This window comes from Burkholderia sp. HI2500 (genome assembly GCF_002223055.1).
Lineage (GTDB): Bacteria > Pseudomonadota > Gammaproteobacteria > Burkholderiales > Burkholderiaceae > Burkholderia.
The window spans coordinates 1,554,695-1,574,965 of sequence record NZ_NKFL01000004.1 but is presented as its reverse complement, the minus strand read 5'-3'; the positions used below and the strand labels follow the sequence as shown (position 1 = coordinate 1,574,965).

Sequence of the window (20,271 nt, the reverse complement as noted above, 5' to 3'; positions counted from 1 at the left end):
AATAAAAGGTTGGTTTGGGCTTACCGGAATATTATTTGAATAAACCCTCCAAACTTTGTATTCGGGTATCAAATAAAGTTTGACGTCAAAATTTTTTCCTTGCTATTGTCTGCACCCAAGTGAACGGCGCCAATGACATCACCGTGTAACGAACGGCGGGTCGTCATACGAAATGAAAGGTGCCGCCCGCACAGCTGACAATTGCCTGAACGTGCTGGCGCGTTTTTTCGGTGCATAACCGGGCCGCGCCGGCCGGAACGATTCCTTGAAAAGAATGAATTGGCATTCGAATTGAATTCTTTCAATTCGGATTGCTAATTGAATTTGAAATGAAATGTTCGGGTTGATGCGGTGGCGATGCCGACCTGGCTTCGCCGCCGGCAGCGATCCGAAACTGGGCGAATCGCTTGGGGGATGGATAGTGGGCATGAAAGTCGAAGAACGTCTGGCTACGTCGAACAGCGGACTGGCTACGCTGGGCCGTCCGCGAGAGTTCGGCAAGAAGCAACAGAATCCGGTGCGCCGGTTCGGCGGCATCGGAATCGTGCTGGTGCTGCATGCCGTGCTGATCTACGCGCTGCTCAACGGCCTCGCGACGAAAGTCGTGCAGGTGATCCAGCACCCGATCGAAACCCGCATCATCGAGCCGGTCAAGCCGCCGCCGCCACCGCCGATGCCCGTGGTCAAGCTCCCGCCGCCGAAATTCGCGCCGCCGCCGCCGCCGTTCGTCCCGCCGCCGGAGGTGCCGGTGCAGGCGCCGCCGCAGGCGACGATCACGCACCAGTCGGCCCCGGTACCGTCCGCACCGGCCGTGCAGGCGCCGGTCGTGGCGCCTCCCGCGCCGGCCAAGCCCGTCAGCCATGACGTGGGGGTGGTCTGCCCGAATTCGGACACGCTTCGCGCGTCGATCCAGTATCCGAAAGAAGCGCAGGAAAACAACATCACCGGCGACGTGACGATCGAGTTCGTCGTGGATGCGGAAGGGAACATCACGAACGAGCGTGTGGCGCAGTCGGCTGATCCGATCCTCGATCGTGCTGCCTTCAATACCGTGAAGCGCTTCAAGTGCGTCGCGCAGGGCCAGTCGGTACGGGTCCAGGTTCCGTTTTCGTTCAATCTGAATTGATGCAGTGGGCGGCCCGGCGCGATCCGGGCCGGAAAAACCATCTCGAACTGACGTGCTAAGTTCACCGAAATAACTGGAGTGGGGTATGACGAAGCGTTCACTGGCCGCGCTGGCGGCAAGCATCCTGATGTCCGTCGCCGCAATCGACGGGTTCGTTGCACCGCAGCTCGCCCACGCGCAGGCAAGCGGCGCGACCGGCACGTCGGCGCAGGCCGCAGCCCCGTCGGCCGCGCCGGCCCCGGTTCCGGCGGCCGCCGAGCCGGCTCCGCCGCCCGCGCCGGCCACGACGGAAGCGGTCGAGAATCCGTACGGGCTTGGTGCGCTATGGAAGAACGGCGATTTCGTCGCCCGTTTCGTGCTGATCCTGCTGGTGATCATGTCGATGGGCAGCTGGTACATCATGATCACGAAGTTCCTGGAACAACTGCGGGCCAATCGCCGCGCGAAGCTGGCGGACGCACAGCTCTGGACCGCGCCGTCGCTCGCCGAGGGCGCCAAGCTGCTCGACGAGGCGTCGCCGTTCCGGTTCATCGCCGAAACGGCGATCGAGGCCGGCGAGCATCATGAAGACGCGCTGCTGGAAGCGGTGGACCGCAACACGTGGATCGACGTGTCGGTCGAGCGCTCGATCACGAACGTGTCGAACCGGATGCAGGACGGGCTCGCGTTCCTGGCCACGGTGGGCTCCACCGCGCCGTTCGTCGGGCTGTTCGGCACCGTCTGGGGGATCTATCACGCGCTGACGGCCATCGGCATCGCCGGGCAGGCGTCGATCGACAAGGTCGCGGGCCCGGTGGGCGAGGCGCTCATCATGACCGCGATCGGCCTCGCCGTCGCCGTGCCGGCGGTGCTCGGCTACAACTTCCTGGTCCGCCGCAACAAGTCGGTGATGGAGCGGGTGCGCAACTTCGGCGCGCAGCTGCATACCGTGCTGCTGGCCGGCAATCGGCGCCCGGTACGCGGGTCGTCATCGTCGCCGGCCGCTGCGTCGCTCGCGAACTGATCGGCTGACGGAGACGCGCGATGGCCATGAACGTCGGGCAGGACGATAGCGACGAGGTGATCGCCAACATCAACACGACGCCGCTCGTCGACGTGATGCTGGTGTTGCTGATCATCTTCCTGATCACGATTCCGGTCGTGACGCACACGATCCAGCTTCAGTTGCCGAAGGAGACGGTGCAGCCGCTGCAGACGACGCCGAAGAGCATCGAGATCGCGGTGAACCGCGATGGCGATTTCTTCTGGGGCGAGCAACTGGTGGATGCACAGACGCTGCTCGCGAAGCTGAAGGACGTGTCGCAGCAGCAGCCGCAGCCGAGCGTCCACGTGCGGGGCGATCAGAACACGCGTTATGAGTTCATCGGTCGGGTGGTCACGATGTGCGAGCGCGCGGGGATTGCGAAGCTGTCGTTCATTACGGAGCCGCCGGCGCGCGGGGGATAGTCGCGCAGCGGAATCGGGGGGAACAGGGGGCCGGCGGCAAGTGGTGGAGCGCTGACGCTGGATCGACCGCGAAGCATGGGATCCACGTAAGCGCTAAAGCGCTAACGTGGATCGACAGGAGTCGACGATGGGAATGAACGTGCCTTCGGGCGGGAGCAATGCCGAACCGGAAGTGATGGTCGATATCAACACCACGCCGCTGATCGACGTGATGCTGGTGTTGCTGATCATGCTGATCATCACGATCCCGATTCAGATGCATTCGGTGAAGATGGACCTGCCGGTGGGTAATCCGCCGCCGCCGGCCACGCCGCCGGAAATCGTGCAGATCGACATCGACTTCGACGGCACGACGACATGGAACGGCGCGCCGGTGCCGGACCGCGCGGCGCTCGAGTCGAAATTGACCCAGGTGGCGGCGGAACCCGTGCAGGCGGAGATTCATCTGCGTCCCAACAAGCTGGTGCCGTACAAGGACGTGGCCGCCGTGCTCGCCTCCGCGCAACGCGTGGGCGCGACCAAGATCGGCCTGATCGGTAACGAACAGTTCATGCAATGACGACACGGACGAACCGATGAACCAGCGACGATGGAAACGGATGATGGCGGTGACGGCGCTCGGTGCGACAGCCCTGCTCGGACGCCCGGCGCTACCGGCGGACGCGCTGCGGCCGGACGTGGCGAAACCGTTGGCGGCCGCACAGGAGCTGTACCGCGCGCACAAGTATCGCGACGCGCTGGGCAAGATCGCCCAGGCGGCCGCCGTGCCGAACCGGACGCCGTACGAAACCACCGTGGTGGAAGAAATGCGCGGCGCGGCAGCGATGGCGGCCGGCGACTCGGGCACGGCCGCGCAGGCGTACGAGAGCGTGCTGAACGCGGGGCGGCTCTCGGGCGACGACGAGCAGCGGACCACGGCGGCGCTGGCCGGCATCTACTTCCAGCAGAAGAACTACCCGCTGGCGATCCGCGTCGCGCAGCGCTACCTGAAGGCGGGGGGCTCGGATCCGGAAATGCGCACGCTGCTCACGCAGTCTTACTACCTGTCGAACGATTGCGCACCGCTCGTGAGCCAGTTGAAAGCGAGCACCGACGCGCAGGCGAATGGCGGACACGCACCGGATGAAGGGCAGTTGCAGATGCTGGCGTCCTGCGCGCAGAAAGTGAAGGATGGCAACGCGTATCGCGGTGCGCTCGGGCTGCTGGTGGCTTATCACCCGAGCCCCGCGTACTGGGACGAAATGGTCACGGCCATTCGCGGCAACCCCGGGTATCTGCCGTCGCTCGACCTCGACATCTACCGGTTGCGACGGGCGACGGGCTCGCTCTCGACCGCCAACGCGTACATGGAAATGACGCAGCTCGCGCTGGTGGCGGGCTCGCCCGCCGAGGGCAAGCAGGTGATCGACCAGGGGTTCGCATCCGGCGTACTCGGCAAGGATGCGCAGGCGGATCGCGAGAAGCGGCTGCAGGCGCTCGCGGCGAAGCGCGCGCAATCGGGCGGAGACGCCACGACGCCGGCAGCGCCGATCGACGCGGGCATGAACCTCGTCTTCGAGGGCCATGCGCAGCAGGGGCTGCCGATGATGGAGCAGGCGATCGCGAAGGGCGGGCTCGAGCATCCCGATGCGGCGCGGCTGCGGCTCGGCGAGGCGTATTACGTGGCCGGCCAGAAAGCGCGTGCGGTCCAGGTGCTGCGCACGGTCAAGGGCACCGATGGTTCCGGTGATCTGGCACGGCTCTGGGCGGTGGTGGCCTCCCGGTAACGCAACGGACGTGCACGGCCGCGCGCACCGCTGGCGGTCGGCAAGCGGTGTGCCGCCGCGATCGCGCGGATGCACGACGGGCAGGTCAGCCGATGAAAAGGGGCAACCTTGTTAATTAGTAAACCGAATGAAATGAGCGAACGCTGCGCGGCCGCACGACGCGAGTGCGCCGCCGCACCGCGCGTGGCTTGCACGTCGCGACAGCGTGCAGCGGGGGATCGCGCCGGGCCGGTCGTGTCACGGCATCGGTCGCGGCTTGACGACATCAAACCGATTTCGACTGCGAGGGACCGTCTTTCCATGGTTTTGCCCCCTGATGAGTCGGTGCTCGTCGCCGTGTCGCTCGGCAACAAGATCCGGGCGCTGCGCCAGCGCCTGAAACTCACGCTCGACGAAACGTCGACGATCGCCGGCATTTCGAAGCCGTTCCTGTCACAGGTTGAGCGCGGGCGGGCGACGCCGTCGATCACGTCGCTGGTGCGGATCGCGAAGGCGCTGGGCGTGACGATGCAGTACTTCATCGACACGCCGACGGAAGCGCGCTCGGTATGCCGCGGCAACGCGCTGCAGTATTTCCAGTTCACGAACTCGGCCAGCCGGTTCGCCAGGCTGACGAACCTGGTGGACGGCCGCAAGCTCGACGCGATTCTCGTCCGGATGCCGGCGGGGCAGCTGTCGTCCGAGATGACGACGCACGCGGGCGAGGAGTTCGTCTATGTGTTGCGCGGGCAGGTGGCGCTGACGCTCGAGGATTGCACGTTCACGCTGAACGAGGGCGATACCGCGCATTACGAATCGACGATGCCGCATGCGTGGCGCAATACGGCCGACGAAGAGGCGGTGATCGTCTGGGTCGGCACGCCGAGGCTTTTCTAGCAAAGGCGGCCGGCAGGAAGGAGAAGTACCCGGTCGACGGCAGAGGGTGCGCAGTACGGCCCGCATACAGGTTCGCGTTTTACGGAACCAACCGCCCGTCGAGCCGGGAAGAAGCAGGCAATGCGCTCAATGTAGGTGTTTAGTATGACGAATCAAAATAGAAAAAGACGGTGATGCTGAATGGCGCTGGTGCTACGAGGCCGATCCGTTCGAGTCGTGGCAGTCGAAAGCGTGGCAATCGCGGGTTCCGGTACACGGGCACCCAGGACGCGCAAGGAATTCACAAGGTTCCGGCGCACAGCAGGTGGGGTCTTACTACGAGCGAGAGGGAACAAGATGAAGCAGAGAGTTTTGGCGTTGGCCATCAAGAGGATAGTCTGGGCGGAACTCGCGTTGACGGCCGTACTGGCGCCGCCGGCGTTCGCCCAGAGCCAGCCGGCGCCGGGCGCCGTCGCGATCGCGGATGCGGTCGCGAGCGGCGCGCCCGTGACCGTTGCACAGGCGGGCGGCACGGCGGGCAGCGCCGCTGCACCGGACGCTGCGGCGCCCGATGCGGCACCCGGTGCAGCAGCCGACGCGACGGCTGCCGCACCCGCCGCGAACGGGCAGGGCAAGGTCGCGCAGATCAAGCGGTTTGAAGTGACGGGCTCGCTGATCCGGCAGGCCGACAAGACGGGTTTCCAGCAGGTGCAGACGATCACGCCGAAGGAAATCCAGGCCAGCGGCGCGGTGACCGTCGCCGACTTCCTGCGCGATGCGGCAGCCAACTCGGCGAACAGCTGGGGCGAAGGGCAATCGGGCAACTTCGCGGCCGGCGCGGCCGGCATTGCACTGCGCGGCCTCTCGGAGAAGTACACGCTCGTGTTGGTCGACGGCCAGCGCGTCGCGCCGTATGCATTTTTCTCGAACAGCGTCGACTCGTTCTTCGACCTCAACACGATCCCGCTCAACGACATCGAGCGGATCGAAATCGTGAAGACGGGCGCGGTGTCGCAGTACGGTTCGGACGCGATCGGCGGTGTCGTCAACATCATCACGAAACACAATTTCCGCGGCCTGCAGCTCGACGGCAGCCTCGGCAGCGCGATCAACGCCGGCAACGGCGACGGCACGATGAAGTTCGGCGTGCTCGGCGGCTTCGGCGACCTGAACGCCGACCGCTTCAACGTGACGGCCGCGCTCAGCTACTACAAGTCGAACGGCTTCACGCTGGCCGACCGTGATTCCACGCGCAACCAGGACTTCACGGGCAAGCCGGGCGGCTTCTCGCTGCTCGCGCCGTCCTACTGGAACATGCCCGACGGCAGTGCGCAGGCGCTGACCGGCGGCTGCCCGTTCGGCGGCTCGGTTCATCCGGCCGCGTCGAATTCGCTGTCGGCCGGGTTGCCGGGCACCATCTGCGGGTACAACACGGCGGAAAGCACGTCGATCCTGCCGATGACCGAGCGCCTGAACGCGAAGCTCCATGGTGACTTCAAGATCGACGACAAGACGACCGCGTTCGCCGACTTTATGGAGAGCTACAACACGACCACGACCAACGACGGCCTGTGGAACAACGTGATCGGCAACTCGCAGAGCCCGGCGCTCGTGTGGAATCCGCAGACGAAGCTGCTGTCGCCGTTCAACTACACGGTGCCGACCAGCAACCCGTACAACACGACGGGCGCGGCCACGCCGCTCACCTATGCGTTTCCGAACACGGTCGCGCAAAAGACCTGGGCCAACTACTGGCGGGCGGCCGCCGGCATCAAGGGGTCGTTTACGCTGCCGTACGGCGACTGGGACTGGGCGACGTCGGTCAGCCATTCGCAGAGCACGGTGTCGAACGTGTTCACGAACCAGTTGAACGTGAACGCGCTGAACAACATCTACCAGAACGGCACGCTGAATTTCGCGAACCCGGCCGCGACGCCGAACGCGTTCAACGGGCTGTTCCAGGAAGCGAACAACCTCGGCATCTCGAAGCTCGACACGATCGATGCGACGCTGTCGACGCCGAACCTGTTCCATCTGCCGGCCGGCGACGTCGGCATCGGCTTCGGCGCGCAGTTCACGCACCAGAGCGAAACGCTGACGCCGGGTTCCGAGTACCTGAGCGGGGCCGTCATCACGCCGGACCTCGAGACGGTGGATGGCCAGCGCAACGTCGCGGCCATCTATTACCAGATCAACATACCGATCATCGAGAACCTGACGTTCAGCCAGGCAGGCCGCTACGATCACTACACCGACGTGGGCGGCGCCTTCTCGCCGCGCTTCGCGCTGCGGTACCAGCCGATCAAGGCGCTCACGTTGTATACGTCGTACAACCGCGGCTTCCGCGCGCCGACCTTCGTCGAGGACAGCAAGTCGCAGACGCTCGGCATCCAGGTCGATCCGGCCACCGGCCAGAACTACACGTCGATCACCGTCGGCAACCCGAACCTCGCGCCGGAGCGCACGCGCAACCTCAATATCGGCTTCCAGGTCTCGCCGAGCCGTTACACCGACCTCGGCTTCGACTGGTACAAGATCCGCATCGACAACGTGATCGGCCAGGGCAAGCCATCGCAGGTCGTGACCGACCCGACGACCGGCCAGCTGCTGTACAAGGTGATTCCGTACCAGAACCTCGGCTACCTCGACACGAACGGCTTCGAAGGCACGTTCCGCCAGGGCCTGCCGCTGAAGGGGTGGGGCACGATTACGCTGTCGGGCGACTGGGCTTACGTCAACAGCTACAAGATCGGCTTCCCGGGCGCCGCGCCGGTCAACGGCGCGGGCAACAACTTCACGATCACGCAGCCGTTCGGCGGCAGCTTCCCGCGCTGGCGCGGCAACACGACGCTGGACTGGAACTACCGGAAGTTCGATGCGGCGCTGACGTGGCAGTTCACGGGGCCGTACGCGCAGAACCTGATGCCCGAGCCGAGCAAGGTCGGTTCGTACAGCCAGTTCAACCTGATGGTGACGTACACGGGCTTCAAGAACTGGACGATCTACGGCGGCATCGACAATCTCTTCAACCGCACGCCGCCGTACGACCCGATCTTCGCGAACGGCACGCTGAGCCAGAGCGGGTACGACACGTCGGTGTACTCGTACATCGGCCGGTTCGCGCAGGTCGGCGCGACGTACAAGTTCTGACGGCGATCGCGATGCACTGACAGGCTTTGGACAGGCCGCTCCACGTCCACTACCCCCTTTTCGGGGCGGCCTTTTTTCGCCTGGTGCCACGACGGCCCGCAACCGGGACGCGCGGCGGTGCAGTTCATCCGATCGTGACAGCACGAACCATCCGCGGGACGCGGCCGTATGCGGCGTCCGGCACGGGCATCGATTGCGTGCAGGCTTCACACCCGCACGCTTCCGGACAGACTGACCATGAGACTGTTGAATGGGCGACGGGCACGCGTGCCGCGCCACTCGCACCTGACGCGCACGCACGGGCGGATGCGCACCGCCACGCGCGCCGCGCTGCTCGCGTGCGCCGTGTGGCTCGTGTCGGGCGGCGTCATGCCGCAGGCCGCGCTCGCGGTGCCGGCGATCTCGCAATACGACCATCCGAAGTATCCGCCGGGCTTCACGCATTTCGACTACGCGAATGCGGATGCGCCGGACAGCGGAACGCTCCAGTTCGAAAACTACGACGAGGCGCAGAGCTACGATTCGCTGAACCCGTTCCTCGTGCGCGGCGCGCCCGCACCGGACATCAAGAACCTGATGTTCGACACGCTGATGCAGCGCAGCTGGGACGAGATCGCATCCGAATACGCGCTGATCGCCGACGACGTCGACATCGCGCCTGACGGGCTGTCGGCGACGTTTCACATCAACCCGGCCGCACGCTTCTCGAACGGCGACCCGATCACCGCGGTCGACGTCAAATATTCGTTCGACACGCTGACGAGCCCGCAGGCGTCGCCGCTGTACAACGCACAGTTTTCGATCATCAAGCGCGCGGTGGTGGTCGACGGCCACACGGTGCGCTTCGAGTTCAAGCACGCGGAGCGCGACGCCGCGCTGATCGCGGGCGACCTGCCAGTGTTCTCGCTGAAATGGGGGCAGCGCGCGGACGGCACGCGGCCGCCGTTCGACCAGATCGCGAACGTGCCGCCGATCGCGAGCGGCCCGTACCTGATCGACCAGCGCAAGAACGACAAGCAGATCAGCTACGTGCGCGACCCGCACTACTGGGCAGCGAACCTGCCGTCGCGACGCGGCATGTTCCGCTTCGCGCACGTGTCGTTCAAGCTGTACCTGGACCAGTACACGGCGCTCGAAGCGTTCAAGGCCGGCGACATCGACGCGCGCATGGAATACAGCGCGACGCAGTGGGCGCGCAAGTACGTCGGCAAGAATTTTCGCAACGGCATGCTGAAGCGCGGCGAGTTTCCCGACGGCCCCGCGCAGATGCAGGGTTTCCTGATGAACATGCGCAAGCCGATGTTCCAGGACGTGCGGGTGCGGCATGCGCTCGCGCTGGCGTTCGACTTCGACTGGATGAGCCGGATGATGTTCTACGGGCAGTATCGCCGCACCAACAGCTTCTGGGAGGCGAGCCCGTTCGCGGCATCCGGCATGCCGAGCGCGAAGGAGCTTGCGTTGCTCGAACCGTTCCGTTCGACGCTGCCGCCCGAGGTGTTCGGCCCGATGGTCCGGCAGCCGTCGACGCTGCCGCCGAACTCGCTGCGCGCGAACCTGAAGGAGGCGCGCGACCTGCTCGCGCAGGCCGGCTGGCATTACCGCGACGGTGCGCTGCGCGACGCGAACGGCACGCCGATGACGATCGAGATCATCGACGACCAGCCCGGCATGGACCGCCTGATCCTGCCGTACACGCAGGCGCTCGCGATGCTCGGCATCCACGCGTATCTCCACGAGATCGACAGCGCGGTCTACCTGAAGCGCCTCGACAATTTCGAGTACGACATGACGACGTACATCTACCTGCCGGTGACGATTCCGGGTGCGGAGCTGACGCGCCGCTTCGGCAGTGCGGCCGCGTCGCAGCCGGGCTCCGAGAACTATCCGGGTGTGAAGTCGAAGGCCGTCGACGCGCTGATCCGCGCGGCGCTCGCGGCCGACACGCTCGACGATCTCGAGACGGCCACGCACGCGCTCGACCGCGTGCTGATCAATCTGTACGCGCTGATCCCGCAGTACTACCTGCCGAATGCGCGGATCGCGTACAAGGCGACGCTCGGCCACCCGGCGATCGTGCCGGACTCCTATCAATACGAGGACTGGATCATCGACTACTGGTACGTGAAGCAACCGGCGGCGAAACCCGCGCCGGCCGCCTGACGGAGGAACGACGATGCTGGCATACATACTCAGGCGCTTGCTGCTGATGATCCCGACGCTGATCGGGGTGGTGACGATCACGTTCGCGGTCACGCAGTTCGTGCCGGGCGGCCCGGTCGAACAGGTGCTCGCGCAGTTGCGCCACGGCAGTGCGCGCGGCGGGGAGGCGGGCGGAGGGGGCGGCGGCTACCACGGCAGCCAGGGCGTCGACCCGCAGCAGATCGAGCAGATCCGCAGGCAGTTCGGCTTCGACAGGCCGCCGCTCGAACGCTACGTGCTGATGCTGAAAAGCTATGCGACGTTCGACCTCGGCCAGTCCTATTTCGCGCATCGTAGCGTGTGGGCGGTGATCCGCTCGAAGCTGCCGGTGTCGATCACGCTGGGGATGTGGACGGTGATCCTCACGTACCTGGTGTCGGTGCCGCTCGGCATCGCGAAGGCGGTGCGCAACGGATCGCGGTTCGACACCGTGACGAGCGTGCTGGTGCTGGCCGGCTACGCGGTGCCGGGCTTCGTGCTCGGCGTGCTGCTGCTGATGCTGTTCGGCGGCGGCACGTTCTGGCAGGTGTTCCCGATGCGCGGGCTCACGTCCGATAACTTCGACGACCTGACGCTGATCGGCCAGGCGCTCGACTATCTGTGGCACGTCGTGATGCCGGTGACGGCGTCGGTCGTCGGCAACTTCGCGATCGTCACGATCCTGACCAAGAACACGTTCCTCGAGGAAATCGGCCGCCAATATGTGCTGACCGCACGCGCGAAGGGCGCGCCGGAGCGCGACGTGCTGTGGAAGCACGTGCTGCGCAATGCGGCGATCCCGTTGCTCACGGGGCTGCCGGCCGCGTTCGTCGGCGCCTTCCTGAACGGCAACCTGCTGATCGAGACGCTGTTCTCGCTCGACGGCATGGGGCAACTGTCGTACGACTCGGTGATCCGCCGCGACTATCCGGTCGTGCTCGGCTCGCTGTTCCTGTTCACGCTGATCGGCCTGCTGACCAAACTCATCGCGGATATCTGCTATGTCCTCGTCGACCCCCGTATCCAGTTCAACCGCCTGGACCACTGACCAGGCCTGCGCCGCGTGTGCGGCCTCGCCGTCGCCGTGGCGGCGCACGTGGCTGCGCTTTCGCGCGCAGCCGCTCGGCTACTGGAGTCTCGTGATCTTCGCGGTGCTGTTCGCGCTCAGCCTCGGGGCGGACCTGCTGTCGAACGACCGGCCGCTGATCGTGCGCTACGACGGGCGCTATTACTTCCCGATCGTGAAGGACTATCCGGAGACGGCGTTCGGCGGCGACTTTCCCGCGATGACGAATTATCTCGATCCGTATATCCGCACGAAGATCGAGTCGCACGGCAACTTCGCGATCTATCCGCCGAACCGTTACCGCTACGACACGATCGACTATTTCGCGTCGCGGCCGTATCCGGCGCCGCCGTCGTCGAGCAACTGGCTCGGCACCGACCAGTTCGGCCGCGACGTGCTTGCGCGGCTGCTGTACGGGTTCCGGCTGTCGGTCCTGATGGCGTTCGCGCTGACCGTATCGGGCGTGCTGGTCGGCGTGCTGACGGGCGCGCTGCAGGGCTTCTACGGCGGCCGCACCGACCTGGTCGGGCAGCGCCTGATCGAGATCTGGAGCGCGTTGCCGGACCTGTACCTGCTGATCATCTTCGCGTCGATCTTCACGCCGTCGCTGTGGCTGCTGTTCATCCTGCTGTCGATGTTCGGCTGGCTCGTGCTGTCCGACTACGTGCGCGCCGAATTTCTGCGCAACCGCGCGCTCGACTATGTGAAAGCGGCACGCACGATGGGGCTGACCAACGCACAGATCATGTGGCGCCACGTGCTGCCGAACAGCCTCACGCCGGTGATCACGTTCCTGCCGTTCCGAATGAGCGCGGCGATCCTGTCGCTGACGAGCCTCGATTTCCTCGGCCTCGGCGTGCCGCCGCCGACGCCGAGCCTCGGCGAGCTGTTGCAGGAAGGCAAGAACAACCTGGATGCGTGGTGGATCTCGATCGCGGCGTTCGCGGCGCTGGTGGTGACGCTGCTGCTGCTCACCTTCATGGGCGATGCGCTGCGCAACGCGCTCGATACGCGCACGCGCGGTTCGGCATTCGGCGGAGGGCGGTGATGACGAGACCATTGCTGCAGATCGACGGGTTTTCCGCGCATTTCGGCGCGAGCGCGGCCGTACAGGACCTGAGCCTGTCGATCGGCCGCGGCGAGCGCGTGGCGCTCGTTGGCGAGTCGGGGTCGGGCAAGAGCGTGACCGCCTTGTCGATCCTGCGGCTCGCGCAGCAGGCGACGCTGTCGGGGCGGATGCTGTTCGACGGCGAGGATCTGCTCGCGAAGACCGAGCAGCAGATGCGCGGGATTCGCGGCGCCGACATCGCGATGGTGTTCCAGGAGCCGATGACGGCGCTCAATCCGCTGTATACGATCGGCAAGCAGATCGCCGAGAGCCTGCGGCTGCACGAGGGGCTGCGCCCGGGCGACGCGCGCGAGCGCGGGATCGCGCTGCTGCGGCGCACCGGCATTCCGGAGCCGGAGCGGCGTATCGACAGCTTTCCGCACCAACTGTCGGGCGGGCAGCGGCAACGCGCGATGATCGCGATGGCGCTGGCGTGCCGGCCGCGCCTGCTGCTGGCGGACGAGCCGACCACCGCGCTCGACGTGACGGTGCGCCAGCAGATCGTCGACCTGCTGATCGAGCTGCAGGAGCAGGAGGCCGCCGCACGCGGGATGGCCGTGTTGCTGATCACGCACGACCTGAACCTCGTGCGGCGCTTCGCGCAGCGTGTGGCCGTGATGGAGAAGGGCGTGCTGGTGGAAAGCAACACGACGGCCGACCTGTTCGCGGCGCCGCAGCATCCGTATACGCGCCGATTGCTCGACAGCGCGCCGCAACGGGCGGTCGAGCCGGTGGCCGCCGGCGCGCAGACGATTCTCGACGTGCAGCACCTCGCCGTCGACTACCGCATCGCGGCAAAGGGCTGGCGCTCGGTGCTCGGCAAGACGACGTTCCGCGCCGTGCATGACGTGCAGCTGAGCCTGAAGCGCGGCGAAACGCTCGGGATCGTCGGCGAGTCGGGCTCGGGGAAATCGACGCTCGCGTCGGCCGTGCTCGGCCTGCAGCGGCCGGCGTCGGGCGGGATCGAGATCGACGGGATGCCGCTGGCGTCGCTGCGCACGACGCAGGGCCGGCGCACGCTGTACGGGCGCATGCAGGTGGTGTTCCAGGATCCGTTCGGCTCGCTGTCGCCGCGCATGACGGTCGAGCAGATCGTCGGCGAGGGGCTTGCCGTGCACCGGCCGCAGGTGGCCGGCGACGCGCGGCGCGCGCGGATCGCCGCGCTGCTGCAGGAGGTGGGCCTGCCGCCCGAGGCGATGCTGCGCTATCCGCACGAGTTTTCCGGCGGGCAGCGGCAGCGGATCGCGATCGCGCGGGCGCTGGCGGTGGAGCCGGAACTGCTGGTGCTCGACGAGCCGACGAGCGCGCTCGATGTGTCGATCCAGAAGCAGGTGCTGAATCTGCTGACGAATCTCCAAAAGAAGTACAAACTCAGCTACCTGTTCATCACGCACGATCTGGCGGTGATGCGCGCGATGGCCCACCGGGTCATCGTGATGAAGGCGGGGCGCGTGGTCGAGGCGGGCGAGACGCTCGACGTATTGCACGCGCCATCCCATCCGTATACGCGGGCGCTGCTCGCGTCGTCCATGCTGGCGCCTGAGCGCGGCCCGCAGGAGCAGCAAGAGGGAACCGATGATTGACGAGAACCGGGCGCCGGGTGCCCGAGCCGTGCAGGCGGCGCAGGGGTTGCGCAGCGACGCCGATTTCTGGTCGCTGCGCATCGTCGACGAGACGATCGACGAACACGCGGTGCGCAACGACGTCGCGCAGCCGTTTTCGCGCACGCGCGAGCGCGGTGCGATGCTGACGGCCTGGGCCGGCACGGGCGCGGGTTATGCCGCGACGCCCGACCTGTCCCCGGCCGGGCTGCAGGCGGCGCTCGACATCGCGACCGCGCGGGCCCGTGCCAGCGCGCCGTGGGCGCTGGTCGATCATCGGCAGGCCGCGCGTCCGCAGGCGAGCGGCACCTATGCGTCGCCCGATGTCGATGCGACGCTGCCGTCACGCGCGGAATGGATCGAGCGTCTCGCGCACGAATGTGCGGCGGCAAACCTCGGCGCGCGCATCGTCGAGCGTTCGGCTAGCGTGATGATCGTGCACACCGAGCAGTATTACGTGACGAGCGACGGCGTGCGGATCGACCAGCGCTTCCGCTTCCTGATGCCCGAGCTGCAGGCCGTCGCCCATGGCGACGGCGACACGCAGACGCGCTCGCTCGGCCAATCGGGCACGCTGGCGCAGGGCGGCATCGACGTGCTGGCGCGCTACGGCTTCGATGGCGCCGGCGCGCGTGTTGCCGACGAGGCGCTGCAGTTGCTTGCCGCGCCGAACTGCCCGACCGGCCGGCGCGACCTGCTGCTGATGCCGGACCAGATGATGCTGCAGATCCACGAGTCGATCGGCCATCCGCTCGAACTCGACAGGATTCTCGGCGACGAGCGCAACTTCGCCGGATCGAGTTTCGTCAGGCCGGAGATGGTCGGCCACTATCAATATGGCTCGCCGCTGCTGAACGTCACGTTCGATCCGGAGCCGACGGCCGAAGCCGCGTCCTACGCATTCGACGACGACGGCACGCCGGCGCGCAAGCAGTACCTGATCCGCAACGGCGTGCTCGAACGGCTGCTCGGCGGGGCGCTGTCGCAGCAGCGCGCGGGCCTGCCGGGCGTCGCCAACTCGCGCGCGTCGAGCTGGAACCGCGCGCCGATCGACCGGATGGCGAACCTGAACGTCGAACCCGGCGACCAGTCGCTCGATGCGCTGATCGCGGGCACCGAGCACGGGATCCTGATGCGCACCAACACGTCCTGGTCGATCGACGACCACCGCAACAAATTCCAGTTCGGTTGCGAATTCGGGCAACTGATCGAGAACGGCCGGCTCACGCAGGTCGTCAAGCGTCCGAACTACCGCGGCATCTCCGCCCAGTTCTGGCGCAGCCTGCGCGCGGTCGGCGATGCGGGCACGTTCGGCATCTACGGCACGCCGTACTGCGGGAAGGGCGAGCCTGCGCAGATCATCCGTGTCGGCCACGCCGCGCCGGCCTGCGTGTTCGCTGGCGTCGACGTCTTCGGAGGCGCGTGATGACGGGATTCGATCCGATGGCACGCCGCGCCGGAATCGACTGGCACGCGTATTTCGCCCGGCTCGCCGACGACACGCAACGGCTGACCGCGCCGACCGAAACCGTCCTGCTCGGCTTCTCCGGCGAAACGTCCGACTTCGTCCGTTTCAATGGCGGCAGGATTCGCCAGACCGGGCGTGTCACGCAGGGGCGGCTGTCCGTGCGGCTCATCGACGGGGCGCGGCAGGCGCACTCGGCGCTGACCGTCTGCGGCGATCCGGCGGCCGACCTGCGCGAATTGGCGGACGCGCTGGCCGTGCTGCGCGACGGCCTGCGCGATGCGCAGGACGATCCTCATCTGCTGTTCGATACCGCGTCGTGGGTGCAGGAAACGCGCCGCACCGGGCGCTTGCCGAATGCGGACGGGCTCGCGCGAATCGTGGCCGAATGCGCGCGCGGGCTCGACTTCGTCGGCTTTTACGCGGGCGGCACGCTGGCGCGCGGCTTCGCATCGTCGACCGGCAGCCGCGGCTGGTACGAGGTCGAGAATTTCAACTTCAGCTGGTCGCTGTACGACCCGAGCGGCCGCGCGATCAAGACCGTCTATGCGGGTGACGACTGGCGCGATGCGGCGTTCGCGGCGAAGGTCGACGCGGCCGCCGCGCGGCTGCCCGTGCTCGGCCGCACGCCGAAGGCGCTTGCGCCCGGGCGCTACCGCGCGTATTTCGCGCCGGACGCCATTCACGAGATGACGAGCCTGCTCGGCTGGAGCGGCTTCTCGGCGCGCGCGGTGGCGAGCGCCCGCAGCCCGCTGCATCGCCTGTACGCCGGCGAGGTCGCGCTCGATCCGCGCGTGTCGATCACCGAGGATTTCTCGCTGGGCATCGCGCCGGCGTTCAACGCGGACGGCTACCGGCGCGACAGCGTGCCGCTCGTCGTCGAAGGGCGGGGCGCCGGGCAGCTCGTGTGTGCACGCACCGCGCGTGAGCACGGGCGCACACCGAACGGCGCGGACAACGCCGAAGCGCCGCAGTCGCTGTCGATCGCGGGCGGCACGCTCGCCGACGCCGACGTGCTGGCCGCGCTCGACACGGGGCTCTACGTCGGCAACCTCTGGTACCTGAACTTTTCGGACCCGATCGCGTGCCGGATGACGGGGATGACGCGGTTCGCGACGTTCTGGGTCGAAGGCGGGCGCATCGTCGCGCCGGTCGACGCGATGCGGTTCGACGACAGCTTCTACCGGCTGTTCGGGTCGGAGCTCGAGCAGCTCGGCGCGGCACCGGCGCTGCTCGCGAGCGACGACACGTACGGCGAGCGCGCCACCGGAGGCGCGCAGTTGCCGGGGCTGCTCGCGCGTTCGTTCGAGCTCACGCTGTAGCGCGTTCGCCGACACTCGCCGATGCCGTCATTCTTCATCGACCGTCCCGTCTTTGCGTGGATCGTCGCGCTCGCGATCGTCGTCGCGGGCGTGCTCGCCATTCCGCAGCTGCCGATCGCGCAGTATCCACGCCTGGCGCCGCCGCGGGTCGTGATCACCGCGTCCTATCCGGGCGCGTCGACCGAGACGGTCGATGCCGACGTCGGCAGCGTCATCGAGGAAAGCCTCGATGGCGCCGACGGGCTGCTGTACTACGAGACCAGCAGCGACGGCCACGGCAACCTCGAGATCGACGTGACGTTCGCGCCCAGCACCGATCCGGACATCGCGCTCGTCGATGTCAACAACCGGTTGAAGCAGGTCGAGCCGCGGCTGCCGCAGCAGGTCGTCCAGCAGGGGATCGGCGTGTTCAAGGCGGCGAACACGTTCCTGATGCTCGTCACGCTGACGTCGACCGACGGCACGCGCGATTCCGCGCAGCTCGGCGATTACCTGAACCGCTACGTGCTGCGCGAGCTGAAGCGCGCGCCGGGTGTCGGTGCGGCCGAGCTGTGGGATGCCGACGAGGCGCTGCGGGTCTGGCTCGATCCGGTCAAGTTGCGCGAATACGACCTCGGCGCCGACGACGTGATCACGGCGATCAGCGCGCAGAACGCGACGGTCACGGCCGGTGCGATCGGCGACGCGCCGTTCGTGCGCGGCCAGCAACTCACCGCGACGGTCGTGGTCAAGGGGCAGCTCACGTCGCCCGAGGAGTTCGGCCGGATCGTGCTGAAGTCGAAACAGGACGGCTCGGTGGTGCGCGTGGCCGATGTCGCGCGCGTCGAGATCGGCCGCGACGACTATTCGTTCTATTCGCGGCTGAACGGCCGGCCGGCCGCGACGGTCGGCATCCAGCTCGGCCCGCGCGGCAACGCGCTCGAAACGTCGAATGCGATTCGCGCGCGGCTCGCGGAACTCTCGCGGACGCTGCCGCCGGGCGTCGCCGTCGAGATTCCGTTCGACGGCGCGCATTTCGTCAAGATCGCGATCCACGAAGTCGTGCTGACGCTCGTCGAGGCCGTCGTGCTGGTGTTCTGCGTGATGTGGCTGTTCCTGCGCGACCTGCGCTACACGCTGGTGCCGACCGTCGTGATTCCCGTCACGTTGATGGGCGCGTTCGTCGCGATGTGGGCGTTCGGGCTGTCGATCAACGTGTTCACGATGTTCGGCCTCGTGCTGGCGATCGGCATCCTGGTCGACGACGCGATCGTCGTCGTCGAGAGCGTGCATCGCGTGATGGAGGAGGGCGTGTCGCCGCGCGACGCCACGCGCCGGGCGATGAAACGGATCGGCGGGGCGATCGTCGGCGTGACCGCGGTGCTGACCGCCGTATTCGTGCCGATGGCGTTTTTCCCGGGCAGCGTCGGCGGCATCTACCGGCAGTTCGCGGTCGCGATGATCGCGTCGATGCTGGTGTCGTCGTTCATGGCGCTGTCGCTCACGCCCGCGCTGTGCGCGAACCTGCTGAAGCCGGTCGCGCGGCACGATCGCGGCGCCGGCCGTGCGCGGCGACGCGGCATCGGCGCGCGTCTGGCCGACCGGTTCGGTACGGCTTTCGCGCGCGCCGAAACCGGTTATCGCCGCGTCGCCGTGTTTGCGGTGCGCCGCACCGGCATGGTCGTGGTGGTCTACGCGGCGCTCGTGATCGCGTGCGGGCTGCTGTACTGGATGATGCCGGGCGGCTTCCTGCCGACCGAGGACCAGGGGCAACTGCAGGTGATGATCCAGTTGCCGGCCGGCGCCACGCAGGCGCGCACGCTCGCGGTCGTCGAGCGGGTGGAGGCCATCCTGCACGGGGAGCCGGCGATTGCGAACGTGACGAGCGTGATCGGCTGGAGTTTCGTCGGCAGCGGGCAGAACGTCGGGATGGCGTTCGTGGAACTGAAGGACTGGGCGAAGCGCGACGTCGATGCGATGGCGTTGCGCGACCGGCTCAACGGGCGGTTCAGTGCGATCCTCGACGGCGACGTCGAAGCGGCGCTGCCGCCGTCGGTGCGCGGCATCGGGCATTCGGACGGCTTCACGTTCCGGCTCGAGGATCGCGGCGGAGTCGGGCTCGATGCGTTGAAGGCGGCTCGCGAGCAGCTTGCCGAACGCGCGAAGGCGAGCCCATTGCTCTCGGCCGTGCATTTCGAAGACCTGCCGGACGCACCGCGTATCGAGCTCGATGTCGATCGCGCGAAGGCGTACGCGCTCGGCGTGCCGTTCGAGCGGATCGCGGGGCTGCTGGGCGGCACGTTCGGCTCGAACTACATCAACGACTTTCCGGCGTCGGGCCGGATGCGGCGGGTGATCATCGAGGCCGATCCGGTTGCACGCGCAACCGATACGCAGCTGATGGCGCTGACCGTGCCGAACCGTACCGGCGACATGGTGCCGCTGTCGGCCATTGCCGCGCCGCACTGGACGATCGGGCCGGTGATGCTGAACCGGTACAACGGCTATCCGTCGCTCGACATCAGCGGCCGGGCGGCGACAGGCACGAGTTCGGGCGCGGCGATGGCGGAGATGGAGCGGCTTGCCGCTACGCTGCCGGCCGGGATCGGCTTCGACTGGGTCGATGCGGCGCGCGAGGAGCAGGTTGCCGCGCGGCAGACGCCGCTGCTCGTCGGGTTGTCGGTGCTCGCGGTTTTCATGGCGCTGGCCGCGCTGTACGAAAGCTGGACGATTCCGCTGTCCGTGCTGACGATCGTGCCGCTCGGCATGATGGGTGCGATCGCGGCGGCGCTCGCGCGCGGGATGCCGAACGACGTGTATTTCAAGGTCGGGATGATCACCGTGGTCGGGCTGGCGGCGAAGAACGCGATCCTGATCGTGCAATACGCGCGCGACCTGGTCGTGCATGGCGTGCCGCTGCGGCAGGCGGTGGTCGACGCGGCCGCTGCGCGATTCCGGCCGATCGTGATGACGTCGATGGCGTTCTTGCTGGGCGTCGTGCCGCTCGTGCTGGCAACGGGCGCGGGGGCGGAAAGCCGACGGTCGATCGGCACGGGCGCGTTCGGCGGTGTGCTGGCGGCGACGGTGTTCGGGCTCGTGTTCGCGCCGGTAGCGTTTCGGGTCGTGGCGTCGGTCGGGCGACGCGGCAGGCGGGTGACGGTGGCGAAACGGGATGATCGTCAGGCGGAGGTGGTGGGGGAGTGAGGTCG

14 protein-coding genes are annotated in these 20,271 nt (G+C 67.1%); all 14 read left to right on the top strand.

Annotated features, from left to right (window positions below; genetic code table 11):
* Positions 1-427 precede the first annotated feature (427 nt).
* The 14 genes from CFB45_RS09985 (at position 428) to CFB45_RS09920 (ending at position 20,266) form a co-directional block, all read left to right on the top strand.
* On the top strand, positions 428-1,126 hold the full coding sequence (locus tag CFB45_RS09985) for an energy transducer TonB (RefSeq protein ID WP_089425491.1): 699 nt from the start codon (positions 428-430) through the stop codon (positions 1,124-1,126).
* An 85-nt stretch (positions 1,127-1,211) separates the two neighbouring features.
* The gene (locus CFB45_RS09980) at positions 1,212-2,129 is read left to right on the top strand and encodes a MotA/TolQ/ExbB proton channel family protein (RefSeq protein WP_089425490.1); all 918 of its coding nucleotides are present in this window, start codon (positions 1,212-1,214) and stop codon (positions 2,127-2,129) included.
* 20 nt (positions 2,130-2,149) lie between these two features.
* Positions 2,150-2,572 (top strand): ExbD/TolR family protein, encoded by a 423-nt coding sequence (locus CFB45_RS09975; protein ID WP_021160935.1) that lies wholly within the window; start codon positions 2,150-2,152, stop codon positions 2,570-2,572.
* 127 nt (positions 2,573-2,699) lie between these two features.
* Positions 2,700-3,131 (top strand): ExbD/TolR family protein, encoded by a 432-nt coding sequence (locus CFB45_RS09970; protein ID WP_011352157.1) that lies wholly within the window; start codon positions 2,700-2,702, stop codon positions 3,129-3,131.
* 16 nt (positions 3,132-3,147) lie between these two features.
* Complete coding sequence (locus CFB45_RS09965; RefSeq protein WP_089425489.1) at positions 3,148-4,338, top strand: tetratricopeptide repeat protein; 1,191 nt, start codon at positions 3,148-3,150, stop codon at positions 4,336-4,338.
* A 300-nt stretch (positions 4,339-4,638) separates the two neighbouring features.
* Positions 4,639-5,214, top strand: coding sequence for a helix-turn-helix domain-containing protein (locus CFB45_RS09960; RefSeq protein WP_027787334.1), 576 nt, complete (start codon positions 4,639-4,641; stop codon positions 5,212-5,214).
* A 336-nt stretch (positions 5,215-5,550) separates the two neighbouring features.
* Complete coding sequence (locus tag CFB45_RS09955; RefSeq protein ID WP_089425488.1) at positions 5,551-8,343, top strand: TonB-dependent receptor; 2,793 nt, start codon at positions 5,551-5,553, stop codon at positions 8,341-8,343.
* A 237-nt stretch (positions 8,344-8,580) separates the two neighbouring features.
* Entirely contained in the window at positions 8,581-10,503 is a 1,923-nt protein-coding gene (locus tag CFB45_RS09950; protein ID WP_089425487.1) for an extracellular solute-binding protein, read from the top strand.
* A gap of 13 nt (positions 10,504-10,516) precedes the next feature.
* Positions 10,517-11,569 carry a microcin C ABC transporter permease YejB gene (locus CFB45_RS09945; RefSeq protein WP_089425486.1) on the top strand — a complete coding sequence of 351 codons (1,053 nt, stop codon included), beginning with the start codon at positions 10,517-10,519 and terminating at the stop codon, positions 11,567-11,569.
* Positions 11,523-12,635 (top strand): ABC transporter permease, encoded by a 1,113-nt coding sequence (locus CFB45_RS09940; RefSeq protein WP_089425485.1) that lies wholly within the window; start codon positions 11,523-11,525, stop codon positions 12,633-12,635. The genes CFB45_RS09945 and CFB45_RS09940 overlap by 47 nt, the downstream gene beginning before the upstream one ends.
* Positions 12,635-14,278, top strand: a complete 1,644-nt coding sequence (locus CFB45_RS09935; protein WP_089425484.1) for an ABC transporter ATP-binding protein — start codon at positions 12,635-12,637, stop codon at positions 14,276-14,278. Before CFB45_RS09940 ends, CFB45_RS09935 begins: the two co-directional genes overlap by 1 nt.
* The gene (locus CFB45_RS09930) at positions 14,271-15,722 is read left to right on the top strand and encodes a TldD/PmbA family protein (protein WP_089425483.1); all 1,452 of its coding nucleotides are present in this window, start codon (positions 14,271-14,273) and stop codon (positions 15,720-15,722) included. The genes CFB45_RS09935 and CFB45_RS09930 overlap by 8 nt, the downstream gene beginning before the upstream one ends.
* On the top strand, positions 15,722-17,083 hold the full coding sequence (locus tag CFB45_RS09925) for a metallopeptidase TldD-related protein (RefSeq protein WP_089425482.1): 1,362 nt from the start codon (positions 15,722-15,724) through the stop codon (positions 17,081-17,083). The genes CFB45_RS09930 and CFB45_RS09925 overlap by 1 nt, the downstream gene beginning before the upstream one ends.
* Positions 17,084-17,104: 21 nt before the next feature.
* Positions 17,105-20,266, top strand: a complete 3,162-nt coding sequence (locus tag CFB45_RS09920) for a multidrug efflux RND transporter permease subunit (protein ID WP_089425481.1) — start codon at positions 17,105-17,107, stop codon at positions 20,264-20,266.
* Positions 20,267-20,271: the final 5 nt, after the last annotated feature.